This is a genomic window from Ulvibacter litoralis (genome assembly GCF_900102055.1).
Taxonomy (GTDB): Bacteria; Bacteroidota; Bacteroidia; order Flavobacteriales; family Flavobacteriaceae; genus Ulvibacter; species Ulvibacter litoralis.
Window position 1 is genome coordinate 76312 of record NZ_FNBA01000003.1, and the last position, 26045, is coordinate 102356.

Below are 26045 nucleotides of genomic sequence, written 5' to 3' on the forward strand. Positions count from 1 at the left end.
CACGAGTGGATAAAACACGAACATTATGAGAATTTTTACGTATTGCATCGCATTTACAATGTGGGTGCTCGCATTTGCCAGTGGCTATGCTCAGGAAACACAAGAAGAAAATTATGAAATTTCTATTCTGAAAAGCAAGAAAGAGGATGTTATCAACGCAGAAAAAGAAGCGTTAAAAAAAGAAGTCTTAGTGATTAACGAAGCGCTTGACAAAGGGGCGCTTACCGCTTCAGAAGCTGAAGAAAAGAAAAAACTAGCGGCTGAAAAACACGCTTTAAATATTGAAAATAAAATTGCTATTATCGACAATCATATTGCGTTGTTAGAGCGTAATGGAGAGTTAGATCTCAATACTGAAAATGGTAAGATTTCTATCGGAATCGGAGATTTGGACAACGATGGAGATTTTATCTTAGGCGTAAAAATCAATGATGGTAAGCAAAAAGAAAGAACCTATGATAAGCGTACTTTTTCAGATATTGTCGTTGCTTTCGGATTAAACAATGCCATTGGCGATGGGCAATCTCTTGACGATTCGCCTTATAAAATTGGAGGGAGTCGATTTGCAGAATTAGGTATTTCGTGGAATACCCGCGTATTTAAAGAAAGTAATTGGCTGCGATTAAAATACGGAGTTTCATTTCAGTTTAATGGGCTAAAACCTGAAGACAATCGGTATTTTGTAGATGAAGGCGCGGTTACAGGGCTTCAAGAGTATGCGTTAGATCTTGATAAGTCTAAGTTTAGAATGGACAATCTTGTAGTACCTGTGTTTTTTGAGTTTGGACCTTCAAAAAAGAGAGAGTACGATGATTATTTCAGATACGATACGAGTGCTAGTTTCAAAATAGGTGTGGGTGGATATGCTGGAGTTAATTTAGGGACACGACAAAAACTTAAATTTTCTGAAGATGGAGAAAAAATCAAACAGAAACTGAAAGCTAGTTACAATACCAATAATTTTATTTATGGATTGGGCGCGTATATTGGGTATGGAGATACATCTCTGTATGTGAAATACGATCTTAATACCATTTTTAAAGACAATCCTGTTGATGAGCATAATGTTTCGCTCGGATTGCGATTTGATATGGATTAATTTTTTCTAAAAGCGCGTGTTTTCTTGAATGCTAGTATTCGAGAAAGCACGCGCTTCAGTTTTACTTTTTTCTTGATTTTAACCCTATATTTGTGTTTCATTTCAATGTAAAGAAACACCTTGATTCACAGAACCACCATAGACAATGTATTTGAAGCTGCTCGCGTAGAGGAGGTAATCGGTGATTTTGTACAACTTAAAAAATCGGGAAGTAATTTTAAGGGGTTGAGTCCCTTTACTGATGAGCGTTCGCCAAGTTTTATGGTGTCGCCCGTAAAACAAATTTGGAAAGATTTCTCGAGTGGAAAAGGTGGAAATGTCGTAGCCTTTTTAATGGAACACGAACACTTTACGTATCCGGAAGCGATAAAATACCTCGCTAGAAAGTACGGAATTGAAATTGAAGAAACCGAACAAACTAGTGAGCAAAAGGAGCAAGCCGACGAGCGAGAGAGTTTGTATTTGGTGAGTGAATTTGCGAAAACATATTTCCACAATACTTTACTTAAAACCGAGCCTGGAAAAGCCATCGGTCTTTCCTACTTTAAAGAGCGAGGCTTTACCGATGAGACCATTCAGAAATTTGAGCTTGGGTATTCTCCAGATCAATGGGATGCCTTTACAAGTCATGCTATACAAAAAGGATACAAACTAGAGTTTCTAGAAAAAACAGGGCTTAGTATTGTAAAAGAAGAGAAACAATTTGACCGTTTTAAAGGGCGTGTCATGTTTCCTATTTTAAGTATGAGTGGCCGTACCTTAGGGTTTGGAGGTCGAATCTTGACCAGTGATAAGAAAGCTGCGAAGTATTTAAACTCGCCCGAAAGTGATATTTACCATAAAAGTAAAGTGCTGTATGGTATTTATTTGGCGAAACAAAGCATTGCCAAAGAGGATAATTGTTATTTAGTTGAAGGATATACCGATGTGATTCAGTTTCACCAGCGTGGAATTCACAATGTGGTGTCTTCATCTGGAACGGCTTTAACGGCAGATCAAATACGCCTTGTAAATAGATTAACGAAGAACATTACCGTTCTTTTCGATGGAGATGCGGCAGGATTACGTGCATCGCTTCGTGGCGTAGATCTTATTCTGGAGCAAGGAATGAACGTAAAGATTTGTACGTTCCCAGAAGGCGAAGATCCCGATAGTTTTGCGAGAAGCAACTCGCTAGAAGAACTGACTAGCTACTTAGAAGAGAAATCGCAAGATTTTATAAGTTTTAAAGCTTCTTTATTGGCTTCGGAAGCTAAAAACGATCCGATTAAAAAGGCAGATACCATACGAGATATGGTAGTGAGCATTAGTAAAATTCCAGATGTAATTAAACGAGAAGTTTACATCAAGGAATGTTCGCGTATCATGGATATTTCTGAAGAAGTGTTATTCAACACACTTGCGCAATTACTTCAGAAAGACGCTAAGAATACCAAAAAGAATGATGGTCAGCAGCCACAACAAAAAGCATTTGATATTGTTCCTTCGGAAAAGAAAGAAACAAAGAAGGTTGATGCGTTGTATGAATTAGAACGGAAAATTATCGAATTGTTGTTGTTGTATGGAAATGTAGAAGAAGAATTTGAAGACCTTATTCTTGAAACCAATGAAAAAGGAGAGATTGCTTTTAAACCTGAAATTGTAAAAGCAAAAGTGTTTGAAAAAGTATTTCTCGATTTGCAAGAGGACGAGATTGAATTTGCCAATGAAGGATTTAAGGTGTTGTATTTTGAAATTATCAATAAATTGAATCAAGAACAAGAATTTCAGATAGATACTTTTGTAAATGAGTTAGAAAGTGATAAAGCTTCAGCAATCACCGACATATTAATGGACGAAGAACGCTATGTGCTTCATAAATGGGTGGAGCAAGAAATATACGTAAAACAAAAAGAGCACACGATTGCGCAGGTGGTAAGTGAAACTATTTTAAATTTAAGACGTTTCTTAGTGTCTCAAAAAATTAATGAGCTTTCCGAAGAAATGAAAACACAAGAATCGGACAAGCGAGAAAATGGCCTACAAGATATTATGGACTATATAACGCTTAAAAAAGTACTTTCAGAAAAATTAAATAGGGTTTTATAGCCTATCCAAATTGGAACATTCTAGATTGGTGAATTAAATCTGCTAAGTTGTCAACTTTAAGTTTTTTAAGCAATCTAGTTTTGTAGGTGCTTACGGTCTTCTCGTTGATATTTAAAGCATTTGCAATGTCTTTATTTCTCTTCCCGCTAGAAAGTAAGTTTAAAACTTCAACCTCTCTAGATGATAGTTTTTTATAACGGCTAATTGCACTCGTTTCTCCCACATTTCTACTTGTGAACGTAGATGTAAGTTCTTCGTTTAAGAAAATACCTCCTTTAGCAATTTGTTTTAATGCTTTTAAAAATAACTTCGTTGAAGCTGTTTTAGGAACATATCCTGCAGCTCCAGATTTAATAGAACGAAGCGCGTAAATCTCTTCTGGATGTGTAGAATAGATTAGGACACGCATTTCAGGAAACTCAGTTTTGATACTTCTTAAGGCATTGATACCATTTATGTCTGGCATGTCAATTTCCATAATCAAGATATCTGGCGTAGTTTCTCGTAAATTTTTATATAATTCACTTCCATTGTTTGCCTTACCTATAATAGAAAAATTCTTACTCTTTTTCAGTAAGCAAGCAATTCCTTTTCGGGTAATTGGATGGTGATCTGCAATAAAAATAGACTTCATTCTTTCGGGTTTTTTCTTATAGAAAATCACTTAAATCAACATTTGACCTAAGTGCTGGATATTTGTAATATTTATACTACAAATCAAAACTAAAAAAAAGATTATAGTAATGAATTTCTTTTCGTTTAACTTCAAGAAAACTCGTTGAAAACCCTTTAATCCCTTAAATGGTTGGGGATTTCGCACACAGGTATTGGAATCATCTTATGTTGGTTGGCTTTATTAAGTCTAGTGAAGATTTCAAAGACCACCTTTTCTCGTCCTACAAAATCTGACAAAACCTTTTTGTTTTCTTGCATTTTCATGGCCCATTCAAGTTCATCGTAGCTTGCGCCAATTTGATCTTCATCGGTACGACTGTCGCCAAAAAGTCCGTCGGTAGGTGCCGCTTTTTGAATAGAATTTGGAACATTAAGCGTTTTTGCAAGCGCGTAAACCTCACTTTTCATTAAATCGGCAATCGGACTTACATCCACACCGCCATCCCCGTATTTTGTATAAAAACCAACACCAAAGTCTTCCACTTTGTTTCCTGTTCCTGCCACAAGGTATTTGTGTAATCCAGCAAAATAGTATAAAGTCGTCATCCTTAAACGAGCTCTTGTGTTGGCAAGTGAAAGGTCTAGAAAAGTAGAGTCGTCTACCTTTGGAGTTTGTGTTTTAAATGATTCAAAAACGGGAGTTAAGTCTGTACGAAGTGAACTTACATTTGGAAATTGTTCTTTAAGCTTGGCTATATGCTCTTCGGCACGCGTTACTTGACTTTGCGCTTGATGTATGGGCATTTCTACACAAAGTGTAGGGAAGCCTGTCTTTGCGCAAAGCGTTGAGGTGACAGCAGAGTCAATTCCGCCACTAATTCCTACAATGAAACCATTCATTTTTGCATTTGTAGCGTATTCCTTTAGCCAAGTTACGATATGATCTATTACTTTTTCGGTGTGCATTTTATGAGCTTTTATAGGATTATAATAATACCTTTGCCAAACAAAAGTAAGAAAAGTAAAATTTAAAAAAGCATCAAACGTTAAACTCTCATACGACTACTTCTATGAAATATCTTTTAATTATATGTGTTGGTTTTTTGATGGTGAATTGTAATTCAAAAAGCAAGGTAGAAAAAGAAATTGAAGCGATTCCTATGACGGTCAATATTTTACGATTTGACAAAGAATTTGCTGTTGCCAAACCTTCAGATTTACCAAAACTGAAAGCGAAGTATCCTCTTTTTTTTCCGAAGCAATTCAACGATAGCATTTGGGAGCAAAAATTGAATGATACACTTCAGCATCAACTTGAAGAAGCGGTTGCTTTGCAGTTTCCTTCCGAAGAAAAACTGGAAGATGTGTTGCATCCTCTTTTTCAGCATATTTCGTATTATTTTCCTAAATTTAAATCGCCTACAGTTGTTACTTCAACTTCTGATGTGGACTATAATAATAAAGTAATTCTAGCAGATACCTTATTGGTTGTGGCATTGGATACTTATTTAGGGAGTGAACATGAGTTTTATGGAGGAATAAAAAAATATATTGCTCAAAATTTGAAAGAATCACAATTGGGTCCCGACATAGCTACTCAGTACGCACAGCAATTAATTGCAAAACCTAGACAGCGATCGCTTATAGCAAATATGGTGTATTTTGGAAAAGAATTATACTTAAAAGACCTTTGGTTGCCTGAAACTAGCGATGCTGATAAAATTGGTTATACGGAAGCGCAGTTAGAATGGGCTCAAGCAAATGAAACCGATATGTGGCGATACTTTGTTGAACGAGAGTTGTTGTATAGTACGAGTGCAAAATTGCCAATACAGTTTATAAATCCTGCGCCTTTTTCTAAATTTTATTTAGAAATAGACAATGAATCTCCAGGGATGATTGGGCGTTATTTAGGTTGGCAAATTGTGCGATCATATATGAAAAACAACGATGTTTCTTTAGAGCAATTGTTAACAATGCGAGCTGAAGAATTATTTGAAAAATCAAAATACAAACCTGCAAAATAATGGCAAAACAACATACTTCTGAAATTAAAATAAATGTCACTTTAGACGAGAATAAAATACCTGAAAAACTAAATTGGTCTGCTGAGGATGGTGGTATAAAAAATCAAGATTCTAAGGCAGTTATGTTATCTGTTTGGGATCATAAAACCCAAGAAGCATTGCGAATTGATTTGTGGACAAAAGAAATGCCTCTTGACGAAATGAAGGTGTTTTTTCATCAAACTTTAAGTGCAATGGCAGATACCTTTCAGCGAGCTACTAATGATGAGAAAATGGCGGCTACCATGCGTGATTTTTGTGATTATTTTTCTGAAAAATTAGAATTAAAAGGAAAATAGATTTTGAAATTACTGTTTGTGTATAATGCCAATGCTGGCAAGCTAAATGGAATGTTAGATAGTCTGCATAAAATTGTGAGTCCGAGCACCTATGCTTGCAATTTATGTGCAATAACCTACGGTGTTTTTTCTGAAGATGAAGTTTGGAAAAAATTTAGAGAGGATTCAGAGATGCCGATGGAGTTTTTACACAAAGATGAATTTTTGAAGCAATATCATTTGAAGAACCCTTCTCAGTATCAACTTCCATTAATTCTTACAGAAGAAAACGGAGATTTAGAGGTTCTCGTTTCTTCTGAAGCAATGAATAAATTAAAAATGGCTTCAGAATTAATTCAGAAACTAAAAGAAGTAACTGTTTAAGACGATAAGTTCATCTGTTCGTTAATACTTCCAATATACCCTAACAATTCGTCACGTCCAACGCTACTGCTCGAAGAGGTGATAAAGTACTGAGGGGTTTCTACCCAAGTTTCAAGCATTTTTTGAAGGTATGCATCCACATTTTTTTGTAGTGCGTTGGGTTTTAGTTTGTCTGCCTTTGTAAATACCATGCAAAACGGAACTTCATGTTCGCCCATCCATTCCATAAATTCTAAATCGATAGGTTGTGGTTCTAAGCGACAATCTATCAAAACAAAGGCTAAAACCATTTGTTCTCTTTTTTCAAAATACTTGGTGATGAACTTTTGAAATACCTTTTTAGCACTTTTTGAAACGCGAGCATATCCATACCCAGGTAAATCGACTAAATACCAGTTTTTGTTAATTAAAAAGTGGTTTATAAGCTGGGTTTTTCCCGGTCTTCCACTGGTTTTTGCTAAGCTTTTTCGTTGCATTAGCATATTGATAAGAGACGATTTTCCTACATTAGAACGTCCAATAAAGGCGTATTCTGGCAGTCTATCTTTAGGGCATTTTGCAACATCACTGTTGCTCATTACAAATTCTGCCGATTTAATTAACATAGGTTTTGTTTAAAAATTACGCTCTTGTAGCCAAGCGAATAAGAGTTCATTAAACTCATCTGGGTGTTCCATCATTGCTGCGTGCCCACACTTATCAATCCAATATAAATCTGAATCTGGGAGAAGCTTATTAAAATCTACAGCTACGTCTGGCGGAGTTACATTATCGTTTTTACCCCAAATTATACACGTAGGAGTATTCATAGAAGGCAAGTCTTTTGCCATATTGTGTCGAATGGCACTTTTGGCAATGGCAAGCGTTCGAATCAATTTGTTTCGATCGTTAACGGTGTCGTATACGTCGTCTACAATTTCCTTAGTTGCAATTTTTGGGTCGTAAAAAACATTTTCGGCTTTTTTACGAATGTAATCGCGATCTCCTCTTTTTGGGTAGCTTTCACCCATGGCGCTTTCGTAAAGTCCAGAACTTCCTGTAATTACAAGTGCTTTTATTTTTTCAGGATACATTTTCGTGCAAAGCAATCCGATGTGTCCTCCTAATGAATTTCCTAAAAGAATAACCTCTTTGAAGCCCATATGGTCAATAAAATCTGACGCATATTTAGCAAAATTCTTGACGTTAGTTTTCAGTAAAGACATCTTGTAAATAGGCAATTCTGGGATAATAACTTTATAGCCTTTTTCTGGGAAATATTGAGTAACGCCGTCAAAGTTGCTTAAGCCACCCATAAGCCCATGAAGGATAATTATTGGGGTTCCTTCTCCTATTTCAAGATATGAAAATTCACCCTCCTGCTTTAGTTTGTTTGTCATTCTGGTTGCTACAATTAACAAAAGCAAAAGTAATCAATTTTTAATGAAACAAACTTTTTATAATGTGATTCGATGGTAAGAGTGTGATTTCTATTTTTTTAGAGCGAAAATCATAGGGTGGTAAAACTTATCAACAAAGTGGTAAAATGTGGTAAAATGTGGTAAAAGTTATATATATTTGAAGTTGTTATTTGCAAATAGTGAACTGCTTAATGCTCAATTTAATAGGTACATACGAATGTAAAGCTGACGTCAAAGGAAGGGTTATGGTACCTTCTCCTTTGAAGAAACAGCTTACGCCAGTTATGACTGAAGGCTTCGTGATAAAACGCGCAGTTTTCCAGCCATGTTTGGAAATGTATCCAATGGAGGAGTGGAATGCATTAATGCAAAAAATGGGGAAACTCAATCGTTTTAACCGCAAGAATAATGATTTTATTCGTCGTTTTACGGCAGGAGTTAAAACAGTTGAGTTGGATGCTACAGGGCGATTGTTGATACCAAAAGACTTGCTGTCTTTTGCGGGAATTACAAAAGAAATTGTAATCTCTTCGGCAATTAACATTGTAGAAATTTGGGATAAAGAAAAGTATGAACAGGCTATTAACGATTCGGCTAATGATTTTGCAGATTTAGCGGAAGAAGTGATGGGAGATGTAAGTGATGATGCAAATGGAATATCATAATCCAGTTTTATTACATGAAACGGTAGACGGCTTAAACATTACTCCAGATGGAGTTTATGTGGATGTTACGTTTGGCGGTGGTGGTCACTCAAGAGAAATTTTGAGTAGGCTTGGGCCTAATGGAAAGTTGATTGCCTTCGACCAGGATACAGATGCGCTGGAAAATGCAATTGATGATCCGCGCTTTTTGTTGATTAATGAAAATTTTAGATTTCTAAAGCGTTTTTTGCGCTTTCATAATGTTACTGAAGTTGACGGAATTCTAGGTGATTTTGGTGTTTCTTCTCATCAGTTTGATGTGGCAGAACGTGGTTTTTCAACTCGTTTTGAAGCAGATTTAGACATGCGAATGAATCAAAACACAAGTTTTTCGGCTTACGAAGTGGTGAATAACTATTCGGAAGGAGAATTGAAACGAGTGTTTTCAGAATATGGTGAATTGAGAGGTTCTGCTGGAATGGCGCGATTGTTAGTGGAGTCCCGAAAAGACGGGCCTATTAAGTCTAGCGAGCAACTAAAAACAGCGTTGCGACGGTTTTTGCCACAGCACAAAGAAAATAAATTACTGGCTCAAATATACCAAGCAATCCGAATTGAAGTCAATCAAGAGTTGGATGCGTTAAAGGAGTTTTTAACTCAAACGCTTGAGGTGTTGAAACCCGATGGGCGCCTGAGTTTGATTTCTTACCATTCGCTAGAAGATCGATTGGTGAAGCGTTTCATGCGAAATGGGATGTTTGAGGGAGAGCCAGAGAAGGATGTCTTCGGAAGGGTGGAAGTTCCATTAAAGCCCGTGGGGAAGTTTATCATTCCTTCAGAAAAAGAAATTAAAGAAAATAACAGAGCGCGAAGTGCAAAACTTCGAATTGCAAGAAAATTATAGCAAGCAGTTGCTGTTTGTTGGAAACTGAGAATTCAATGATGCAGAATTTTTACGATATCGTTAAAGGAAAGTTTTTGGTGAATGATGACGCTTTAAAAAATTGGCGGTTTATCATTTTCCTATCCTTGTTGGCTTTGGTCATGATTGCAAGTTCGCATGCGGCCGATAAAAAAGTACATCAAATTTCAAAATTGAGCAATGATGTAAAGGAGTTGAAAAGTGAATATGTAGATGTTCGAATGCGATTGATGCAATCTCGAATGGAAAGTAAAGTAATAAAAGCGATGGCGAGTAGGGGAATTGTTCCTTCCGAAACGCCTCCGCAGAAAATAAAAATTATAACAAAAGAGTAACGGGTGGCCATAGAAGAAAAAAACATATCGCACCGCTTGTATATTATCGCTGGAGGTATGTTTCTCTTTGCGCTTCTAATTGCTATTAAATTGATTGATATTCAATTTATAGATGGCGATAAGTATCGTGAGTTGGCGCATAAAAACACTACCAAAAATTTTGTTATCAATGCAAATCGAGGTAACGTCTATGCAGACGATGGAAGCTTATTGGCTACGTCGGTTCCTAAATATGACATTCGATTTGATGCCGTTACGGTTTCTTCAGAACGATTTAAAGAAAATTTAGTGCCGCTCTCAAAGGCGATGAGTAAGATGTTTGGAAAGCCAGCTTCTTATTATCAAAATGTTTTCAGAAAAGCAAGGGCGAATAAAAACAGGTATTTACTAGTGGCTAAAAATTTAGGCTACTCAGATTATATTAAGGTAAAGAGTATGCCTCTTTTTAAATTGGGACCTTATAAAGGTGGGATTATTGTAGAGCAAAGAACTGTTAGAGAGCATCCTATTGGAAAAATTGCAGAACGTATGGTAGGGAGTGAAAGTACTCAGAAGCCTGGGTATTATGCAGTAGGATTGGAGGGCGCCTTTAATGAATATTTACATGGAAAAGATGGTAAAAGACTGAAACAGAAAATTGCGAAAGGACAGTGGAAGCCTGTATATGACGATAATGAAGTGGAGCCACAAGATGGGTATGATGTAATTTCAACCATCAATATAAACATTCAGGATATTGCACATCACGCTTTGCTAAAACAGTTAGAGTATTACGAAGCTGAACACGGTTCTGTGATAGTAATGGATGTGAAAACGGGCGAAATCAAAGCGGTTTCAAATTTAGGACGTACCAAAGATGGTTCGTATTATGAGAAATTAAATTACGCAATTGGCGAGTCGCATGAACCGGGATCTACCTTTAAGGTGATGGCGATGTTGGCAGCCATGGAAGATAAAGTGATAGATACTTCAACCGTAGTAGACACTAGAACGGGGTCTAAGTCTTTCTACGGAAAAACAATCAATGATTCGCATCGTGGTGGCTACGGAAAAATTTCCGCAGCGAGAGCAATGGAGGTTTCTTCAAATATTGGACTGGCTACAATTATTGATGAAGCCTATTCAAAAAATCCTGAAAAATTTATCAATCGTTTAAAAGAATGGAAGTTAGACCAACCTATCGGAATTCCTATTAAGGGAGAAGGAAAACCTATGATTCCAGAACCGGGGCATAGTAAATGGAGTCGAAATGCGCTTCCGTCTTTGGCGTATGGGTATAATTTACGTTTAACCCCTTTGCAAACCTTGACTTTTTACAATGCGATTGCGAATGATGGAGTCATGGTGAAGCCACAGTTTGTTAGAGAGATTCGTGCGTGGAACCGTAAAATTGATGTGTTTGAAACGGAAGTAACTAATAAAAGAATTGCTTCGGAAAAGTCTATAAAAGAAATGCAGGAAATACTGAAAAACGTTGTGAAACGCGGAACAGGAAGGTCGTTGTATTCTGAAAACTTTTCAATGGCAGGAAAAACGGGAACAGCACAAACCGAATATTGGATGAAGGATTGGAAAAACAACCGACGTTATGTGTCTTCATTTGCGGGGTATTTTCCAGCTGAAAATGCAAAATATTCATGCATTGTGATTATTCACAAGCCAAGCATTCGAAAAGGGTTTTATGGTGCCGATGTTTCAGGACCTGTTTTTAAACGAATTGCACAAAAGATATTTACAGACTCACCATTAATCGCTGAAATCGCAGATGTAGATTCTGAAGATGCAGCGATAAAAAAAGACTTTGAGGGGTATTATAAAAAAGCTCAGAAAAAATACCAACAACTTCCAAATGTTATCGGAATGGCAGGAATGGACGCTGTTTCTTTATTGGAGAATTTAGGATTAAAAGTAAAGATTGTAGGAAGTGGCACCGTTTCTAGTCAGTCTATTAAATCGGGTGCCAAAATAGAAGAAGGAAAACAAATTGTATTAAGCTTATCGTGATTTTAGTTAGAGACATATTATATAAAGTAACCCTCGAAAAAGTCGTGGGGAATACTGCTGTTGCAATTCGTGACCTTCATTTCGATTCTCGACAAGTTGGATTAGACGATGTGTTTATTGCAATACGCGGTACACAATCTGACGGCCATGAGTATATCAAAACAGCTTGTGATAAAGGCGCAATTGCAATTATATGTGAGGAGATTCCGAAGGATGTAATAAACGGAATTACCTATGTTCAGGTTTCAGATTCGCAACAAGCATTGGCTATCATGGCTGCTAATTACTACGGAAACCCTTCCGAAGATATAAAATTAGTAGGGGTTACTGGAACCAACGGGAAAACGACAATTTCTTCTTTGTTGTACAATCTATTTACGGAAGCTGGTTATGAAGTAGGATTGCTTTCTACGGTTAAAATTATGGTGGGAGCTAAGCAATACAAAGCGACGCATACCACACCAGATTCATTGACCATTAATAAATATTTGAGCGAAATGGTTGCGGCGGGAGTCGAATTTTGCTTCATGGAAGTGAGTTCGCACGGAATTCATCAAAAACGCACTGAAGGACTTCATTTTACGGGAGGAATATTTACCAATCTATCGCACGATCATTTAGATTATCACAAAGATTTTAAAGAGTATCGCGATGTAAAAAAGACCTTTTTTGATCAGTTGCCAAAAACGGCTTTCGCTATTGTAAATAGTGATGATAAGAATGGTGAAGTAATGCTTCAGAATACAAAGGCAAAAACATATACCTACGCACTTAAATCGCATGCCGATTATAAAGCACAGATTTTAGAAAATCAATTTACAGGGTTGCTTCTGAAAATTAACAACCATGAACTTTGGGTGCGACTCATTGGGAATTTTAATGCTTATAATTTACTTGCAATTTATGCGACAGCAGATTTGCTAGGATTGGATACTATCGAGGTGCTTCAGTTAATGAGCACGCTGGAAAGTGTAGATGGTCGTTTTCAGTACCTTATTTCAAAAGAAAAAATTACGGCGATTGTAGATTATGCGCACACGCCAGATGCCTTGAAAAACGTCTTGGAAACCATAAACAGCATACGCACAGGAAACGAAAGCTTAATCACCGTAGTAGGTTGTGGTGGCGATAGAGACAAAACGAAGCGTCCAAAAATGGCGAGCATTGCAGCTTCGTTAAGTACCAAAGTGATTTTTACGAGTGACAATCCACGAAGTGAAGATCCTGATACAATTATTGAAGAAATGGAAGCGGGAGTTCCTGCCGAACATTATAAAAAAACACTTTCAATCACAGATCGAAAACAAGCGATTAAAACTGCCTGCCAAATGGCAAATGCGGAAGATATAATTCTCATTGCGGGTAAAGGCCATGAAACCTACCAAGAAATTAAAGGAGAGCGTTTCGATTTTGATGATTTTAAAACTGTAAGTGAATTATTAACAGCCCTAAATAAGTAACTATGTTGTACTATTTGTTTAACTATTTAGAGAGAGAATATCAATTCCCAGGGGCGAGCCTCTTCGAATTTATAACCTTCCGAGCTTCCTTGGCGGTGATACTTTCATTGTTTATTGCGACGGTATATGGTAAAAAAATAATCAGCTACTTACAGCGAAAACAAGTAGGTGAAACTGTTCGTGATTTAGGATTGCAAGGGCAAAGCGAAAAAGCAGGAACACCAACAATGGGTGGGATTATCATAATTCTAGCCACGATTATTCCTGTATTGTTATTTGCTAAGTTGGAAAATATTTATGTCATTTTATTGCTAGTAACCACTGTTTGGATGGGGATTATTGGTTTTATAGACGATTACATTAAAAAGTTTAGAAAGAACAAAGAAGGATTAGCGGGCCGCTATAAAGTAGTTGGTCAAGTAGGATTAGGAATTATCGTAGGAGCTACCATGTTTCTTCATCCAGATATTACTGTAAAACGTGAAAAAGTAAATCCTGTAAATGGAACCGAGCTCGTCACTAAGAACTCAGCAAGAGAGTTTTATCCAGCTGAAAAGACATTGCTTACAACCATTCCTTTCGTTAAAGAAAATGAGTTTAACTACGAAAAACTAGTTACGTGGATTGGGGAAGATTATAAAAGCTACGCGTGGTTGGTTTTTATTCCTATCGTGATTTTTATTATTACTGCCGTTTCAAACGGAGCGAACCTCACCGATGGTATAGATGGTTTGGCAGCAGGTACTTCAGCAATTATAGCGATTACACTTGCCATTTTTGCATGGGTTTCTGGAAACGTTGTTTTTTCAGATTACTTAAATATTATGTACATCCCAAATACGGGAGAGATGACCATTTTTATCATGGCGTTTGTAGGAGCGCTGATTGGTTTTCTGTGGTACAATACCTATCCAGCCCAAGTTTTTATGGGGGATACCGGAAGTTTAACCATTGGCGGAATCATAGCTGTAATTGCTATTGCGATTCGGAAAGAATGGCTGATTCCTATTCTCTGCGGAATTTTCTTAATGGAGAATCTTTCTGTAGTGTTACAAGTGGGGTGGTTTAAATACACGAAGAAGAAATTTGGTGAAGGACGACGAATTTTCAGAATGTCACCCTTACATCACCACTATCAAATAAAAGGGTTTCACGAAAGTAAAATTGTAACACGCTTTTGGATTGTCGGAATATTTCTAGCAATCATCACCATCGTTACACTGAAAATTAGATAGTAAAATTGGATGCTATGAAAAATCGTTTGGTGGTTTTAGGAGGAGGAGAAAGTGGCGTCGGAACTGCCATTTTAGGGAAGAATAAAGGGTTTGAAGTTTTTGTGTCCGACTTCGGAAAAATAAAAGACACGTATAAACAAGTTCTTATACATCATGAGATTGAATGGGAAGAAGGCGGTCATACAGAGGCTAAAATTCTTTCAGCAACCACAGTAATGAAGAGTCCAGGGATTCCTGAAACGGCTCCCATAGTGAAAAAGCTAAAGGAGGCAGGTGTTCGTGTTATTTCTGAAATAGAATTCGCTTCAGCGTATACCGAAGCTACTATTGTTGGAATTACTGGAAGTAATGGTAAAACAACCACTGCAACGTTAACCTACGAATTGCTAAAACAAGGCGGTTTGTCTGTTGCTTTAGGGGGTAACATCGGAAAAAGCTTCGCAGAACAGGTTTCTGAAAGTACCCTAGAAGCGCAAGAAACAGGTGAAGAGAAATACAAAAACTTCGTATTGGAGTTGAGTAGTTTTCAGTTAGATGGTATTGAGACTTTTGCGCCACACATTGCTTTGTTGCTAAACCTGAGTCCAGATCATTTAGATAGATACGATTATAAGTACGAAAATTATATCGCATCAAAATTTAGAATTGCAATGAATCAGACTGAAGATGATTATTTCATCTACGATGCAGACGATGTAGAAATTGCAAAATGGCTTGAAAAGAATCCCGTGAAATCTCACAAATTGCCTTTTTCAGTAACAAAAGAATTGAAAGAGGGTGCTTATATAAAAAACAACGAAATAATAATAACAATACAAAATACAAATCTCGCTATGCCAATCGCATCACTAGGAATTAAAGGACAACACAATCAGAAAAACGCAATGGCAGCTTCAACAGTTGCACATTTATTAAAAATACGTAAAGCTACTATTCGCGAATGTTTAGAAAGCTTTCAAGGAGTGGAGCACCGCTTAGAGAAAGTGCTTAAAATTAACAATGTTGTGTATATAAACGATTCAAAAGCAACCAATGTAAATGCTACTTTTTATGCATTAGACAGTATGGAAACTCCTACTGTTTGGATTGTAGGAGGTGTAGATAAAGGCAATAATTATAGTGAGTTATTGGCTTTGGTAAACGAAAAGGTGAAGGCAATCGTCTGTTTGGGTGTTGACAATCAGAAAATTTTGAATGCCTTTGGAAATATTGTCGATAAAATGGTTGAAACACAATCTATGGAGCAGGCAATAAAAGCAGCGTATCGATTGGCAGAACGCGGCGATACTGTATTGTTGTCTCCAGCGTGTGCAAGTTTCGATTTGTTTGAAAACTACGAGGATAGAGGAAGACAATTTAAAGAAGCGGTACGTCATTTATAAAAAATAGAATACTAGCAAAACGTGAAAAACATATTTCAATACATACAAGGAGATAAAGCTATTTGGGCCGTGGTTGCCCTTTTGGCGTTGTTTTCTTTTTTACCTGTATATAGTGCAAGTAGCAATCTTGCATACTTATATGGGGATGGAAGTACGTTAAAATTTTTGCTGAAACATTTAGCACATCTATTGTTGGGGTTTGCTATTTTGTATGGAGTTCATAAAATACCGTACCATTATTTTAGAGGGCTCTCAATCATTGCCTTGCCTGTAATCATTGTATTGTTGTTAATTACGATTACAGAAGGAACCACTATTGATGGTGCCAATGCAAGTCGCTGGATTCGTGTGCCTTTCGTGGGTGTGACCTTTCAAACATCAACGTTGGCAGCTGTAGTGCTTATGACGTATGTAGCGCGGTATCTTTCACGAATAAAAGACAAAGAAATCACTTTTAAAGAGACTTTGGTTCCCTTATGGTTACCTGTTTTTGTCATACTCGCGTTAATTCTACCTGCTAACTTTTCAACAACAGCAATCATTTTTGCAATGGTGATTGTGCTTGTTTTTGTGGGAGGATATCCTTTGAAGTATTTAGGAATCATTTTAGGAGCAGGATTGTTGTGTTTAACGCTCTTTGTTTTGACAGCAAAAGCATTTCCAGGAGTTTTTCCGAATAGAGTAGATACATGGATAAGCAGAATTGAAAGCTTTGCAGATAATGAAGATACGGAAGCAGATTATCAAATTGAAAAAGCAAAAATAGCCATCGCATCAGGTGGTGTAACAGGATTAGGGCCAGGAAAGAGTATTCAGAAAAACTTTTTACCACAATCATCTTCCGATTTTATATACGCCATTATTGTGGAAGAATTCGGATTGGTAGGCGCGTTCTTTTTACTGTTTATGTATTTGTTATTGCTGTTTAGATTGGTGGTTGTAGCGCATAAATCAACCTCCATGTTTGGTAAACTATTAGTCATTGGAGTAGGATTGCCTATCGTATTTCAGGCATTGATAAATATGGCGGTTGCGGTGGAATTGTTTCCAGTTACGGGGCAAACATTGCCATTAATAAGTAGTGGAGGTACGTCTATTTGGATGACCTGCCTTGCTATTGGAATGATTTTAAGTGTCAGTGCTAAAAGAGAAGTTGTAATACAAGAAGAGGAAGAACAAAACCCATTAGATATTTTAAGTGAAGCCCTATAAATTCATCATATCAGGAGGAGGAACCGGAGGTCATATATACCCGGCGGTTGCGATTGCAAACGAATTAAAATCGCGGTATCCAAATGCCGAATTTTTATTTGTGGGTGCAAAAGACCGTATGGAAATGGAAAAAGTGCCTCAAGCGGGATACGCTATCGAAGGACTTTGGATTTCAGGATTGCAACGTAGTTTGAGTTTTAAAAATATGCTGTTTCCGTTGAAACTTATTTCTAGCTTGTTGCGTTCTCGTAGCATCATTAAAAAGTTTAAACCCAACGCTGCTGTGGGTACAGGAGGGTATGCAAGTGCCCCTTTGTTACGTGTTGCTTCTAATAAGGGGATTCCGTGTGTGATTCAAGAGCAAAATAGTCACGCCGGAATTACTAACAAATGGCTGGCGAATAAAGCACAGAAAATTTGTGTAGCCTACGAGGGAATGGAAAAATTCTTCCCTTCGGAAAAAATTAAACTAACGGGAAATCCCGTTCGACAAGATTTATTGGAGGTAGCTTCAAAAAGAGAAGAAGCACTTTCCTTTTTTAATTTGAAGGCATCAAAAAAAACAATCGTAGTGCTTGGCGGAAGCTTAGGTGCTCGAAAAATAAATGAATTGGTACATCGTTCGCTTCCTTTTTTTGCTGAAAATAACGTACAGGTTATATGGCAATGCGGAAGCTTTTATGAGAACGACTATAAAGACAAGGGCAACGAGTCTGTTCAAGTGCATACGTTTTTAAACAGAATGGATTTGGTATATGCGGCAGCAGATGTAATCATTTCTCGAGCAGGAGCTTTATCGGTGTCAGAATTATGTTTGGTAGGGAAACCCGTTATTTTTATTCCGTCGCCAAATGTTTCTGAAGACCATCAAACTAAAAATGCTTTGGCAATTTCTGAAAAGAATGCTGCGGTATTGGTAAAAGAAAGTGAACTAGAAACTCGTTTTGAAGAAGCTTTGTCTGAAATTTTACGTTCAGAACAAGTGCAACGTGAACTTTCAGAAAATATAAAAAAATTAGCAAAACCTAACGCAACGAAGGAGATTGTAAACGAAATTGAAAAGTTGCTTGTAAATCATAAGAAATCAGAATAGTGAAGGATGTAAATAACATACAAACTTTTTACTTTGTCGGTATTGGTGGCATCGGGATGAGTGCATTGGCACGCTATTTTAAGCGTATGGGGAAAACGGTCTTTGGATATGATAAAACACCAAGTACCTTGACAACAACGCTTATTTCTGAAGGAATTTCGATAGGATTTATCGATGCGGTTTCTGAAATACCGACAATACTCAATCCTGAAAATTCGTTAATAGTGTATACGCCTGCTATTCCGAAGCAAAACAAGATATTACAACATTTCCAATCTGTAGGGTTCGAATTGATAAAACGAGCCGCTTTATTGGGAGAAATTACAAAAAACACTTTGTGTCTAGCAGTCGCAGGAACACACGGAAAAACAACGACTTCGGCAATTTTAGGACATTTATTAGCTGAATGTGATATGCCAGTGACGGCATTTTTAGGAGGTATTGTAGAAAATTATAATTCAAATTTTATTTACAAAGGACACGAAATTACAGTAGTTGAAGCCGATGAGTTTGATCGTTCTTTTATGCAATTACGTCCAGATATTGCGTGCGTAACCTCTATGGATGCCGACCATTTAGATATTTATGGTGATGCTTCTGCTATTGAAGATGCCTTTCAGGATTTTACGGCATTACTTCCGAAGAAGGATAACTTATTATTCAAAAAAGGGCTTCCATTACAGGGAAATACAGTGGGGATATTGGAGTCTGCCGACTTTGAAGCTCAACATATTCGTATTGAAAACGGAAGTTATATTTTCGACTTAAAAACACCTACGGTAACTCTAAAAGAGTTGCAGTTTAATTTGCCCGGACACCATAACCTATTCAATGCTATAACGGCTTTGGGTATGGCAATTTTAGCAGGTTCCCCAACCGATTGCTTGCCCAAAGCTTTATTGAGTTTTAAAGGTGTTCAGCGCAGATTTTCATATAAGATAAAACGAGATGATTTGGTGCTTATCGACGATTATGCACATCATCCAACCGAAATAAATGCGTTGTATCAAGCGGTTTCTGAAATGTATCCAAACGATGAGAAGTTAATTGTTTTTCAGCCGCATTTGTTTAGTAGAACACGGGATTTTGCAGAAGATTTTGCAAAAAGTTTGGCGCAATTTGATCAAGTAGTGTTGCTAGATATTTATCCAGCAAGAGAAGAACCTATAGCAGGAATCACGGCAGAATGGCTATTAGAAATGATTGCTTCGGAAAATAAACAAATAGTAACAAAAGAAGCGTTATCAACACTAATGAAAGCGTCGTCTTGTAAAATTCAACTTTTAGTAGGTGCTGGAGATATTGGAGCCGAAGTACAAACAATAACAAATACATTGACAAATGAAGCGTAGTTTAGGAGTCATAAAATATATAGCCCTAGCTGTCTTGATGGTGTTTCTTTTTAGTTTCACTAACAAACGGAATGCGCAACGAAATATCACCAAATTAGATGTTTCTTTTATCGATGAAAACAATCCTTTTATCACCTTAGAAACGGTTAATAAATTGTTGATACAAAGTCAAGAGAAGGTTACGAGTATCAATAAAGAAACTTTAGTTTTGAATGAAATAGAGCAACGCCTTCTAGATAACCCTATGATTCGTGATGCTCAAGTGTTTATGTCGATAGATGGTGTGTTGGGAGCGAAGATTGAGCAGCGTACTCCTATTGCAAGAGTGGTAGGGTCGCCAGATTTTTATTTGGATACCGATGGAAAAAAGATGCCTTTGTCGTCTGTGTATACAACAAGGGTGCCTCTTATTATGGGAAATTCAAAAATGGATGTTGATAAAGTAACAGAATTGCTTTTAAAAATTAACGATGATCCATTTATGAAAAGTAGTGTTGTAGGCCTTCGTGCGCAAAACAATGGGGAGATCGTATTAGAATTACGAAAAGATAGTTTTAAAGTGCTTTTTGGAAAAGTTGAAGCCATAGAAAAAAAGTTTCAAAATTTTAAAGCATTTTATAAAAAGGCAAAACAAGACAATACGTTACAAACATATGGTCTTGTTAATTTGAAGTTTAATAGTCAGGTAGTGGCCACAAAACGTTAAGGGCAATGGAAAACGAAAACATAGCTGTAGGATTAGATATTGGAACCACCAAGATTGTCGCAATGATTGGTAAAACAAACGAGTACGGCAAAATGGAGGTTTTGGGTATTGGAAAATCTAAAAGTTTAGGGGTTCATAGAGGTGTGGTAAATAATATTACGCAAACGATACAATCTATTCAGCAAGCAGTTCAAGATGCGGAAACTTCTTCAGGAATGAAGATCCACGATGTGGTTGTTGGTATAGCAGGGCAACATATTAGAAGCCTTCAGCACAGCGATTACATTACTAGAGCCAATAGTGATGAAGTTATTGATGAAAGTGATATCGATCGTTTGTGTAATCAAGTACATAAATTAGTAATGTTACCGGGAGAGGAAATTCTTCATGTGTTGCCGCAAGATTTTAAAGTTGACGGTCAAGCAGAGGTTAAAGAGCCTATCGGAATGTACGGTGCACGATTAGAAGCTAATTTTCACGTTGTAGTTGGACAAGTGTCATCTATTCGGAATGTAGGTAGGTGTATTAAAAGTGCTGGGTTAGAACTTTCTGGAATCACATTAGAACCGTTGGCTTCTGCCCAAGCGGTTTTGAGTCAGGAAGAAAAAGAAGCTGGTGTAGCTTTGATTGATATAGGTGGAGGAACTTCTGACCTTGCCATTTTTAAAGATGGGATTATACGACATACTGCTGTCATTCCATTTGGAGGAAATGTAATTACAGAAGATATTAAAGAAGGATGTTCTATCATCGAGAAGCAAGCAGAATTATTGAAAATCAAATTTGGTTCTGCATGGCCTGGTGAAAATAAAGACAATGAAATAGTTTCGATTCCTGGATTACGAGGGAGAGAGCCTAAGGAAATTACGTTAAAAAATCTTTCAAAAATAATTCACGCGAGAGTGGTAGAAATTATTGAACAGATTTATTTAGAGATAAAAAATTACGGTCACGAAGAGCAAAAAAAGAAATTAATTGCTGGGATTGTTTTAACTGGAGGTGGCGCACAATTGCAACATTTAAAGCAATTGGTAGAGTACATTACTGGAATGGATACACGTATAGGGTATCCTAACGAACATTTAGCAGGCGATAGTGATAGCGAGACGACAAGTCCGTTGTATGCCACCGCTGTTGGTTTGGTGTTGAATAGCCTTCAGAATAAAGAAAAAGAGAAAACATCGGCACGTAAGTCGGTATTGCACGAAGAAGAAATTAATGCAGAGACTGTTTCTGAAGTAGCAGAAGAGGAAGAGGATCTAGTGGAAGAGAAACCAAAAGAAACAAGACGGTTTTTCGATAAATGGGCAGAAAAGTTTAAAGAGTTTTTAGACAACGCCGAATAATAAAAAAAAGGAAATTCGGTTGTTTGGTTTGCAAAGCTTCCGAAGTATAAAATATTATATTAAACATTGTTCCTGTAAAAAAGAACAACAGTAATCTCACAAAAAAAGTAGTATATGAGCAGCAACAAAGAATTTGATAACATCTCGTTTGATCTGCCAAAGAACCAATCTAACGTAATTAAGGTCATTGGTGTAGGTGGTGGTGGTAGTAATGCTATTAACCACATGTTTAGCCAAGGAATTAAAGGTGTAGATTTCGTTATTTGCAACACCGATGCACAAGCTTTAGAAAATAGTCCGGTGCCTATTAAAATTCAGTTAGGAGTTTCTCTTACTGAAGGGTTGGGAGCTGGAGCAAATCCTAAAGTAGGAGAAGAATCTGCCGTGGAAAGTTATGAAGAGCTTAAGTCTATGCTTACCTCTAATACCAAGATGATTTTTATCACTGCTGGTATGGGTGGTGGTACAGGTACTGGTGCGGCTCCAATTATTGCACAAATGGCGAAAGAGATGGACATCCTTACCGTAGGTATTGTTACCATTCCTTTTCAGTTTGAAGGTAAAATGCGGAACGAACAAGCGCATATTGGAGTTGATAATCTTCGTAGAAACGTTGATTCATTAATCGTTATCAATAATAATAAGTTACGTGAAGTGTACGGAAATCTTGGTTTTAAAGCTGGATTTTCTAAAGCCGATGAAGTATTAGCCACGGCTGCTCGTGGTATTGCAGAGGTAATTACACATCACTATACACAGAATATTGACTTGCGCGATGCTAAAACGGTATTGGCAAATAGTGGGACTGCTATTATGGGAAGTTCTAGTGCTAGTGGAGCAAACAGAGCACAAGAAGCCATTTCGAAATCGTTAGATTCACCTTTATTGAATGACAATAAAATTAAAGGCGCTAAAAATGTATTGCTTTTAATTGTATCTGGAAATGAAGAAATTACCATTGATGAGATTGGTGCTATTAGTGATTACATTCAAAATGAAGCAGGTCATAGTGCGAACATTATTATGGGGGTTGGTGAAGACGAATCTCTAGAAGGAGCTATTGCTATTACAGTAATTGCAACAGGTTTTAATGTAGAGCAACAAGACGAGATTGTAAATACAGAAACAAAAAAGATTATTCACACACTCGAAGAAGAGCAACGTGCTGAGCAAAATTTAATGCCTAAGTTTGAGGCAGCTCCAACTACTTCGGAAAAAATTGTAGAAACGGCTCCAGAGCCTCCAGTAATTAAGCATACTCTTTTTGAAGATGAAGAAGAGAATCCTACTATGGAACTTCCTTTTGAAGGCTTTGTTGAAACATCTGCATTGATAAAGAATATGGACATTCAATACGAAGAGATTGATGTGCATAGATTGGCTGAATTTGAACAGTTATTAATTAATGAGATTGATGTTCATGATTATGAGGTTGTTTCTCCTAAAAAAGAAGTTTCAGAAGAGGTTAACGAACAAGATTTTGTGATTTCTGAAGTAAATAAAAGTTTTGAAAGTAAGTCTACTTCAAATGAAACAAAGGCTTCTGATGATCAAATGTTAATGTTCGATCTTCCTGTGCATGCTTCTACTGAAAAGGTTACAGAACAACATTTTGAAGAAGAACCAACGGTTTCACGTGTTGAAGATATTGAGGTAAATGACCATATTGAAGTAGTTCCTGTTACTGAATTAAGCCCAGAAGGAGTGAAACGATATAGTTTAGATGATTACCAACAAGTAGAAGATTCGTTAACCAGTGCTAAGCCTTCTAAAATAGAGAAAGCAGCAGAAGAGGAAATTGTATTTGAAACAAAAACAGTTGCTCCTGTTGAAACTCAAGAAGAGGTTGATGAAGAGGAAGACCCTTTCAATACGCCTATTTCTAAAATCCTTAGTGATCGTACAGAAGAGCGTAAAAAGAAAATGAAAGAGTTTAATTATAAGTTTAGAAACAGTGCTTCTAAAATAGATGATATTGAAAAGCAGCCTGCTTATAAACGAATGGGAATTGAACTTGATGCTCCTAAGAGTAGTGATAGTAGTATTTCTCGTACTTCTGTTCATACAGATGATGACGATATAGATTTACGTACTAATAATTCTTTTTTACATGATAATGTAGACTAGTTTTATACGTACAGTATAATTAAGCCTCGAATGTTTCTTATAAGCATTCGAGGCTTTTGTTTAGAAGAGTTTGCTGTTCAAGAATCTCCTTTTAATACGTATCTTTACGTTTCATTAAATAAGTAATTATGAGTTTACAAAAGCAAGTTATGGATGCAATGAAAGTTGCAATGAAAGCAAAAGACACACAGTCGCTAGAAGCACTAAGAGCTGTTAAATCTGCTCTTTTATTGGCGCAGACTGAAACAGGCTCAAAAGAAGAGATTAGTGAAGCAGAAGAGCTTAAAATATTGCAAAAGCAAGTTAAACAACGAAAAGATAGTGCAGCTATTTATGTAGAGCAAGGTAGAGAAGATTTAGCGGCTCCAGAATTAGTTCAGGCAGAAGTTATCGCTCAATTTTTACCAAAACAGCTTACTGAAGAGGAAGTTGCCAAGGTCGTTGATTCGGTTATTGCAAAAACAGGTGCTGCCTCGATGAAAGATATGGGAAAAGTGATGGGAATGGTTAATAGTCAATTGGCTGGTAAGGCAGATGGAAAAACAATTTCAACTGTTGTAAAAGCACGCCTTTCATAGTTATAATTAAATTTATTCAGTTATTTTTGCTGAATAAATGGCCGCGTGGCGCAACTGAATAGCGCATCAGATTTCGGCTCTGAGGGTTGGGGGTTTGAATCCCTTCGCGGTCACAAAAACCTGTAACAATAGTTACGGGTTTTTTTGTATTCCTATTTCAGTGTTTAGTTTTACTATAAAAGAAAAACCCTTTCAATAAAATTGAAAGGGTTTTTTTAAGTTCACAAGGAACTTTGATATTCATTAAAATTTATTCTTAGAAAAGATCATAGAATAATTTAGTTTCAGCAGTGTCACCACCAATAGCGGCAGCAGCAGCGTTGTAACTAGTTTCGTTGATTGTTTGCTCAACAGTAGGGTAAGTGTAACGAGCTGGGTACCCAGATAATGGGTCAGCTGGTACATTCATTACTGGGTAGTCAAGTCTTCTAATAGAAGTCCAAGATTCCATTCCTCTGTTAAATAAAGCAATCCATCTTTGAGTACCGATAACTTCTTTCCAAGCTGGAGAAGAAGAACTAGCAGCAATTGCACTGTCATAATCAACAGAAGCTTGCGCTAAGTAATCAGTTGCTTCAGTAGTAGAACCACCCCAGTAAGTGATAGACTCAGTGATACCAGCAGTATAGTAATCTTTAGCAGTTCCACCTACAGAGTATCCTCTTGCAGCAGCTTCAGCTAATAAAAACTGAACTTCAGCATAATCCATTAACATACCTGGTAATGTTGGGTCTTTAAATTGATCAGAATGTTGAGAGTGATTTGCAAAAGCAGAAATCGCTCCAACTTGTCCTCCAACATAGTCACCAGCAACATCAGTTAAGAAAAGTGGTCTTCTTGGGTCTTCAAGTTCATTAAGAATGTCTGTAAATGTTACAGCAGCAACGAAATCATTTCTTCCGCTTAATACTAAATCAACATGTAATGGGTTAGCGTTTGGATCAGTAGAAGAGTAAGCATATCCTGCATTGTCTGCATTGCTAGTCATAACTCCGCTTAAGAAAGCATTTTCAACTGTACTTTGAGCTAATCCTGGATCTACATCAGATAATGTAATACCCATTCTTAATTTCAAAGAGTTTGCAAATTTTTTCCATTTTGCAGTATCACCATTATAAATGTTTTCAACACTAGAATCAAAACTACCTAAACCAGTGTTTAATTGGTCGATAGCAGCGCTCAAACGAACGATAAGATCCTTGTAAATAGTAGCAGCATCATCGTAAGCAGGTGCTAAATTCTCTGGGTCAAGAGCTTCAGTGTAAGGCACATCTCCAAAAGTTTCTACTAAGTTACTGTAAGTGTATACAGTTAAGATTTCAATGATCGCTTGCTTATTAGGCTTTTGAGCATTAAGTTCTGGTGTAGAATACGTAGTAGCTTCAATTACTTTAGAAGCTTCGTCAAGATCCTTTAACACATCTTTGTACATAGCACTCCAATGGTTTTGAGGAATCGGACGTGTAACTTGATCGTAGTTACTTTCATCCGTATAAGTAGTCTCTTGTAAATATTGAGCCCACAGTTTCGTGTTGTTTTGGTTCACGTTAAGTGATACCATTTGGTCCACTAGATTCTTTTCAGCTGAAATAAAAAGACTTTCACCGCTAACAGCAGAAGGATCTTTTATGTTTGCATTCAGGCTATCCAAGGTATCTGAACATGATACGGCGATAAAAACCGTAAGGACTATTAAAATTATTTTTTTCATATCTTATT

24 protein-coding genes and 1 tRNA gene are annotated in these 26045 nt (G+C 36.9%); 20 read left to right on the plus strand and 5 right to left on the minus strand.

Features of this window, described 5'->3' with window-relative positions; genetic code table 11:
* Nucleotides 1–25: 25 nt before the first annotated feature.
* Both BLQ00_RS10395 and dnaG read left to right on the plus strand, forming a co-directional pair.
* On the plus strand, nt 26–1099 hold the full coding sequence (locus BLQ00_RS10395) for a hypothetical protein (protein WP_093144076.1): 1074 nt from the start codon (nt 26–28) through the stop codon (nt 1097–1099).
* A 120-nt stretch (nt 1100–1219) separates the two neighbouring features.
* A complete protein-coding gene (gene dnaG, locus BLQ00_RS10400) occupies nt 1220–3187 on the plus strand; it encodes a DNA primase (RefSeq protein ID WP_093144078.1) in 1968 nt (655 codons plus the stop codon).
* A gap of 1 nt (nt 3188) precedes the next feature.
* Here dnaG and BLQ00_RS10405 read toward each other — a convergent pair whose 3' ends face one another.
* Nucleotides 3189–3821: a response regulator gene (locus tag BLQ00_RS10405; RefSeq protein ID WP_093144079.1), complete on the minus strand. Its 633-nt coding sequence runs from the start codon at nt 3819–3821 to the stop codon at nt 3189–3191.
* Between the two features lie 155 nt (nt 3822–3976).
* A complete protein-coding gene (gene nadE, locus BLQ00_RS10410) occupies nt 3977–4768 on the minus strand; it encodes an NAD(+) synthase (protein WP_093144081.1) in 792 nt (263 codons plus the stop codon).
* A 104-nt stretch (nt 4769–4872) separates the two neighbouring features.
* On the opposite strand from nadE, the gene gldB reads away from it, so the two are divergent.
* The 3 genes from gldB to BLQ00_RS10425 are packed head-to-tail and all read left to right on the plus strand — an operon-like array spanning nt 4873 to nt 6530.
* Complete coding sequence (gene gldB / locus BLQ00_RS10415; protein ID WP_093144083.1) at nt 4873–5829, plus strand: gliding motility lipoprotein GldB; 957 nt, start codon at nt 4873–4875, stop codon at nt 5827–5829.
* Nucleotides 5829–6167 carry a gliding motility protein GldC gene (gene gldC / locus BLQ00_RS10420; protein WP_093144085.1) on the plus strand — a complete coding sequence of 113 codons (339 nt, stop codon included), beginning with the start codon at nt 5829–5831 and terminating at the stop codon, nt 6165–6167. Before gldB ends, gldC begins: the two co-directional genes overlap by 1 nt.
* A gap of 3 nt (nt 6168–6170) precedes the next feature.
* The gene (locus tag BLQ00_RS10425; protein ID WP_229792626.1) at nt 6171–6530 is read left to right on the plus strand and encodes a GTPase; all 360 of its coding nucleotides are present in this window, start codon (nt 6171–6173) and stop codon (nt 6528–6530) included.
* Here BLQ00_RS10425 and yihA read toward each other — a convergent pair.
* Both yihA and BLQ00_RS10435 read right to left on the minus strand, forming a co-directional pair.
* On the minus strand, nt 6527–7135 hold the full coding sequence (gene yihA / locus BLQ00_RS10430) for a ribosome biogenesis GTP-binding protein YihA/YsxC (protein ID WP_093144088.1): 609 nt from the start codon (nt 7133–7135) through the stop codon (nt 6527–6529). The genes BLQ00_RS10425 and yihA overlap by 4 nt on opposite strands.
* Before the next feature lie 9 nt (nt 7136–7144).
* Nucleotides 7145–7909, minus strand: coding sequence for an alpha/beta fold hydrolase (locus BLQ00_RS10435; RefSeq protein ID WP_093144090.1), 765 nt, complete (start codon nt 7907–7909; stop codon nt 7145–7147).
* A 212-nt stretch (nt 7910–8121) separates the two neighbouring features.
* Between BLQ00_RS10435 and mraZ the strand changes: the two genes are divergently transcribed.
* The 15 genes from mraZ (at nt 8122) to BLQ00_RS10510 (ending at nt 24439) form a co-directional block, all read left to right on the plus strand.
* The gene (gene mraZ, locus BLQ00_RS10440; protein WP_093144091.1) at nt 8122–8595 is read left to right on the plus strand and encodes a division/cell wall cluster transcriptional repressor MraZ; all 474 of its coding nucleotides are present in this window, start codon (nt 8122–8124) and stop codon (nt 8593–8595) included.
* Nucleotides 8582–9478: a 16S rRNA (cytosine(1402)-N(4))-methyltransferase RsmH gene (gene rsmH, locus BLQ00_RS10445; protein ID WP_093144658.1), complete on the plus strand. Its 897-nt coding sequence runs from the start codon at nt 8582–8584 to the stop codon at nt 9476–9478. Before mraZ ends, rsmH begins: the two co-directional genes overlap by 14 nt.
* 35 nt (nt 9479–9513) lie before the next feature.
* Nucleotides 9514–9831 (plus strand): FtsL-like putative cell division protein, encoded by a 318-nt coding sequence (locus tag BLQ00_RS10450; RefSeq protein WP_093144093.1) that lies wholly within the window; start codon nt 9514–9516, stop codon nt 9829–9831.
* A gap of 3 nt (nt 9832–9834) precedes the next feature.
* Nucleotides 9835–11835, plus strand: a complete 2001-nt coding sequence (locus BLQ00_RS10455; protein ID WP_093144094.1) for a penicillin-binding protein — start codon at nt 9835–9837, stop codon at nt 11833–11835.
* Nucleotides 11832–13295 carry a UDP-N-acetylmuramoyl-L-alanyl-D-glutamate--2,6-diaminopimelate ligase gene (locus BLQ00_RS10460; RefSeq protein ID WP_093144096.1) on the plus strand — a complete coding sequence of 488 codons (1464 nt, stop codon included), beginning with the start codon at nt 11832–11834 and terminating at the stop codon, nt 13293–13295. The genes BLQ00_RS10455 and BLQ00_RS10460 overlap by 4 nt, the downstream gene beginning before the upstream one ends.
* A 2-nt stretch (nt 13296–13297) precedes the next feature.
* A complete protein-coding gene (mraY, locus tag BLQ00_RS10465) occupies nt 13298–14530 on the plus strand; it encodes a phospho-N-acetylmuramoyl-pentapeptide-transferase (RefSeq protein ID WP_093144098.1) in 1233 nt (410 codons plus the stop codon).
* Between the two features lie 14 nt (nt 14531–14544).
* Complete coding sequence (gene murD, locus BLQ00_RS10470; protein WP_093144099.1) at nt 14545–15912, plus strand: UDP-N-acetylmuramoyl-L-alanine--D-glutamate ligase; 1368 nt, start codon at nt 14545–14547, stop codon at nt 15910–15912.
* Between the two features lie 21 nt (nt 15913–15933).
* A complete protein-coding gene (locus BLQ00_RS10475) occupies nt 15934–17124 on the plus strand; it encodes an FtsW/RodA/SpoVE family cell cycle protein (RefSeq protein WP_093144101.1) in 1191 nt (396 codons plus the stop codon).
* Nucleotides 17111–18217, plus strand: coding sequence for an undecaprenyldiphospho-muramoylpentapeptide beta-N-acetylglucosaminyltransferase (gene murG / locus BLQ00_RS10480; protein ID WP_093144103.1), 1107 nt, complete (start codon nt 17111–17113; stop codon nt 18215–18217). The genes BLQ00_RS10475 and murG overlap by 14 nt, the downstream gene beginning before the upstream one ends.
* Complete coding sequence (gene murC, locus BLQ00_RS10485; protein ID WP_093144104.1) at nt 18217–19569, plus strand: UDP-N-acetylmuramate--L-alanine ligase; 1353 nt, start codon at nt 18217–18219, stop codon at nt 19567–19569. The genes murG and murC overlap by 1 nt, the downstream gene beginning before the upstream one ends.
* Nucleotides 19559–20275 carry a cell division protein FtsQ/DivIB gene (locus BLQ00_RS10490; protein ID WP_139149390.1) on the plus strand — a complete coding sequence of 239 codons (717 nt, stop codon included), beginning with the start codon at nt 19559–19561 and terminating at the stop codon, nt 20273–20275. Before murC ends, BLQ00_RS10490 begins: the two co-directional genes overlap by 11 nt.
* A 5-nt stretch (nt 20276–20280) precedes the next feature.
* Nucleotides 20281–21621 (plus strand): cell division protein FtsA, encoded by a 1341-nt coding sequence (gene ftsA, locus BLQ00_RS10495; protein ID WP_093144107.1) that lies wholly within the window; start codon nt 20281–20283, stop codon nt 21619–21621.
* A 114-nt stretch (nt 21622–21735) separates the two neighbouring features.
* On the plus strand, nt 21736–23748 hold the full coding sequence (gene ftsZ / locus BLQ00_RS10500; protein WP_093144109.1) for a cell division protein FtsZ: 2013 nt from the start codon (nt 21736–21738) through the stop codon (nt 23746–23748).
* A gap of 128 nt (nt 23749–23876) precedes the next feature.
* Nucleotides 23877–24326: a GatB/YqeY domain-containing protein gene (locus tag BLQ00_RS10505; RefSeq protein WP_093144110.1), complete on the plus strand. Its 450-nt coding sequence runs from the start codon at nt 23877–23879 to the stop codon at nt 24324–24326.
* A 39-nt stretch (nt 24327–24365) separates the two neighbouring features.
* Nucleotides 24366–24439 (plus strand) — tRNA-Arg (locus tag BLQ00_RS10510).
* A gap of 143 nt (nt 24440–24582) precedes the next feature.
* On the opposite strand, the gene BLQ00_RS10515 is transcribed toward BLQ00_RS10510, so the two are convergent.
* Nucleotides 24583–26037: a SusD/RagB family nutrient-binding outer membrane lipoprotein gene (locus BLQ00_RS10515; protein ID WP_093144112.1), complete on the minus strand. Its 1455-nt coding sequence runs from the start codon at nt 26035–26037 to the stop codon at nt 24583–24585.
* Nucleotides 26038–26045: the final 8 nt, after the last annotated feature.

Excerpts from the sequence above, each read along its gene's own strand:
- mraZ (WP_093144091.1), top strand. The coding sequence starts at position 8,122 with ATGCTCAATTTAATAGGTACATACGAATGTAAAGCTGACGTCAAAGGA.
- gldC (WP_093144085.1), top strand. The coding sequence starts at position 5,829 with ATGGCAAAACAACATACTTCTGAAATTAAAATAAATGTCACTTTAGAC.
- yihA (WP_093144088.1), bottom strand. The coding sequence starts at position 7,135 with ATGTTAATTAAATCGGCAGAATTTGTAATGAGCAACAGTGATGTTGCA.
- BLQ00_RS10395 (WP_093144076.1), top strand. The coding sequence starts at position 26 with ATGAGAATTTTTACGTATTGCATCGCATTTACAATGTGGGTGCTCGCA.
- ftsZ (WP_093144109.1), top strand. The coding sequence starts at position 21,736 with ATGAGCAGCAACAAAGAATTTGATAACATCTCGTTTGATCTGCCAAAG.
- ftsA (WP_093144107.1), top strand. The coding sequence starts at position 20,281 with ATGGAAAACGAAAACATAGCTGTAGGATTAGATATTGGAACCACCAAG.
- BLQ00_RS10435 (WP_093144090.1), bottom strand. The coding sequence starts at position 7,909 with ATGACAAACAAACTAAAGCAGGAGGGTGAATTTTCATATCTTGAAATA.
- BLQ00_RS10505 (WP_093144110.1), top strand. The coding sequence starts at position 23,877 with ATGAGTTTACAAAAGCAAGTTATGGATGCAATGAAAGTTGCAATGAAA.
- BLQ00_RS10405 (WP_093144079.1), bottom strand. The coding sequence starts at position 3,821 with ATGAAGTCTATTTTTATTGCAGATCACCATCCAATTACCCGAAAAGGA.
- gldB (WP_093144083.1), top strand. The coding sequence starts at position 4,873 with ATGAAATATCTTTTAATTATATGTGTTGGTTTTTTGATGGTGAATTGT.
- nadE (WP_093144081.1), bottom strand. The coding sequence starts at position 4,768 with ATGCACACCGAAAAAGTAATAGATCATATCGTAACTTGGCTAAAGGAA.
- murD (WP_093144099.1), top strand. The coding sequence starts at position 14,545 with ATGAAAAATCGTTTGGTGGTTTTAGGAGGAGGAGAAAGTGGCGTCGGA.
- BLQ00_RS10515 (WP_093144112.1), bottom strand. The coding sequence starts at position 26,037 with ATGAAAAAAATAATTTTAATAGTCCTTACGGTTTTTATCGCCGTATCA.
- BLQ00_RS10450 (WP_093144093.1), top strand. The coding sequence starts at position 9,514 with ATGATGCAGAATTTTTACGATATCGTTAAAGGAAAGTTTTTGGTGAAT.
- mraY (WP_093144098.1), top strand. The coding sequence starts at position 13,298 with ATGTTGTACTATTTGTTTAACTATTTAGAGAGAGAATATCAATTCCCA.
- BLQ00_RS10490 (WP_139149390.1), top strand. The coding sequence starts at position 19,559 with ATGAAGCGTAGTTTAGGAGTCATAAAATATATAGCCCTAGCTGTCTTG.
- rsmH (WP_093144658.1), top strand. The coding sequence starts at position 8,582 with ATGGAATATCATAATCCAGTTTTATTACATGAAACGGTAGACGGCTTA.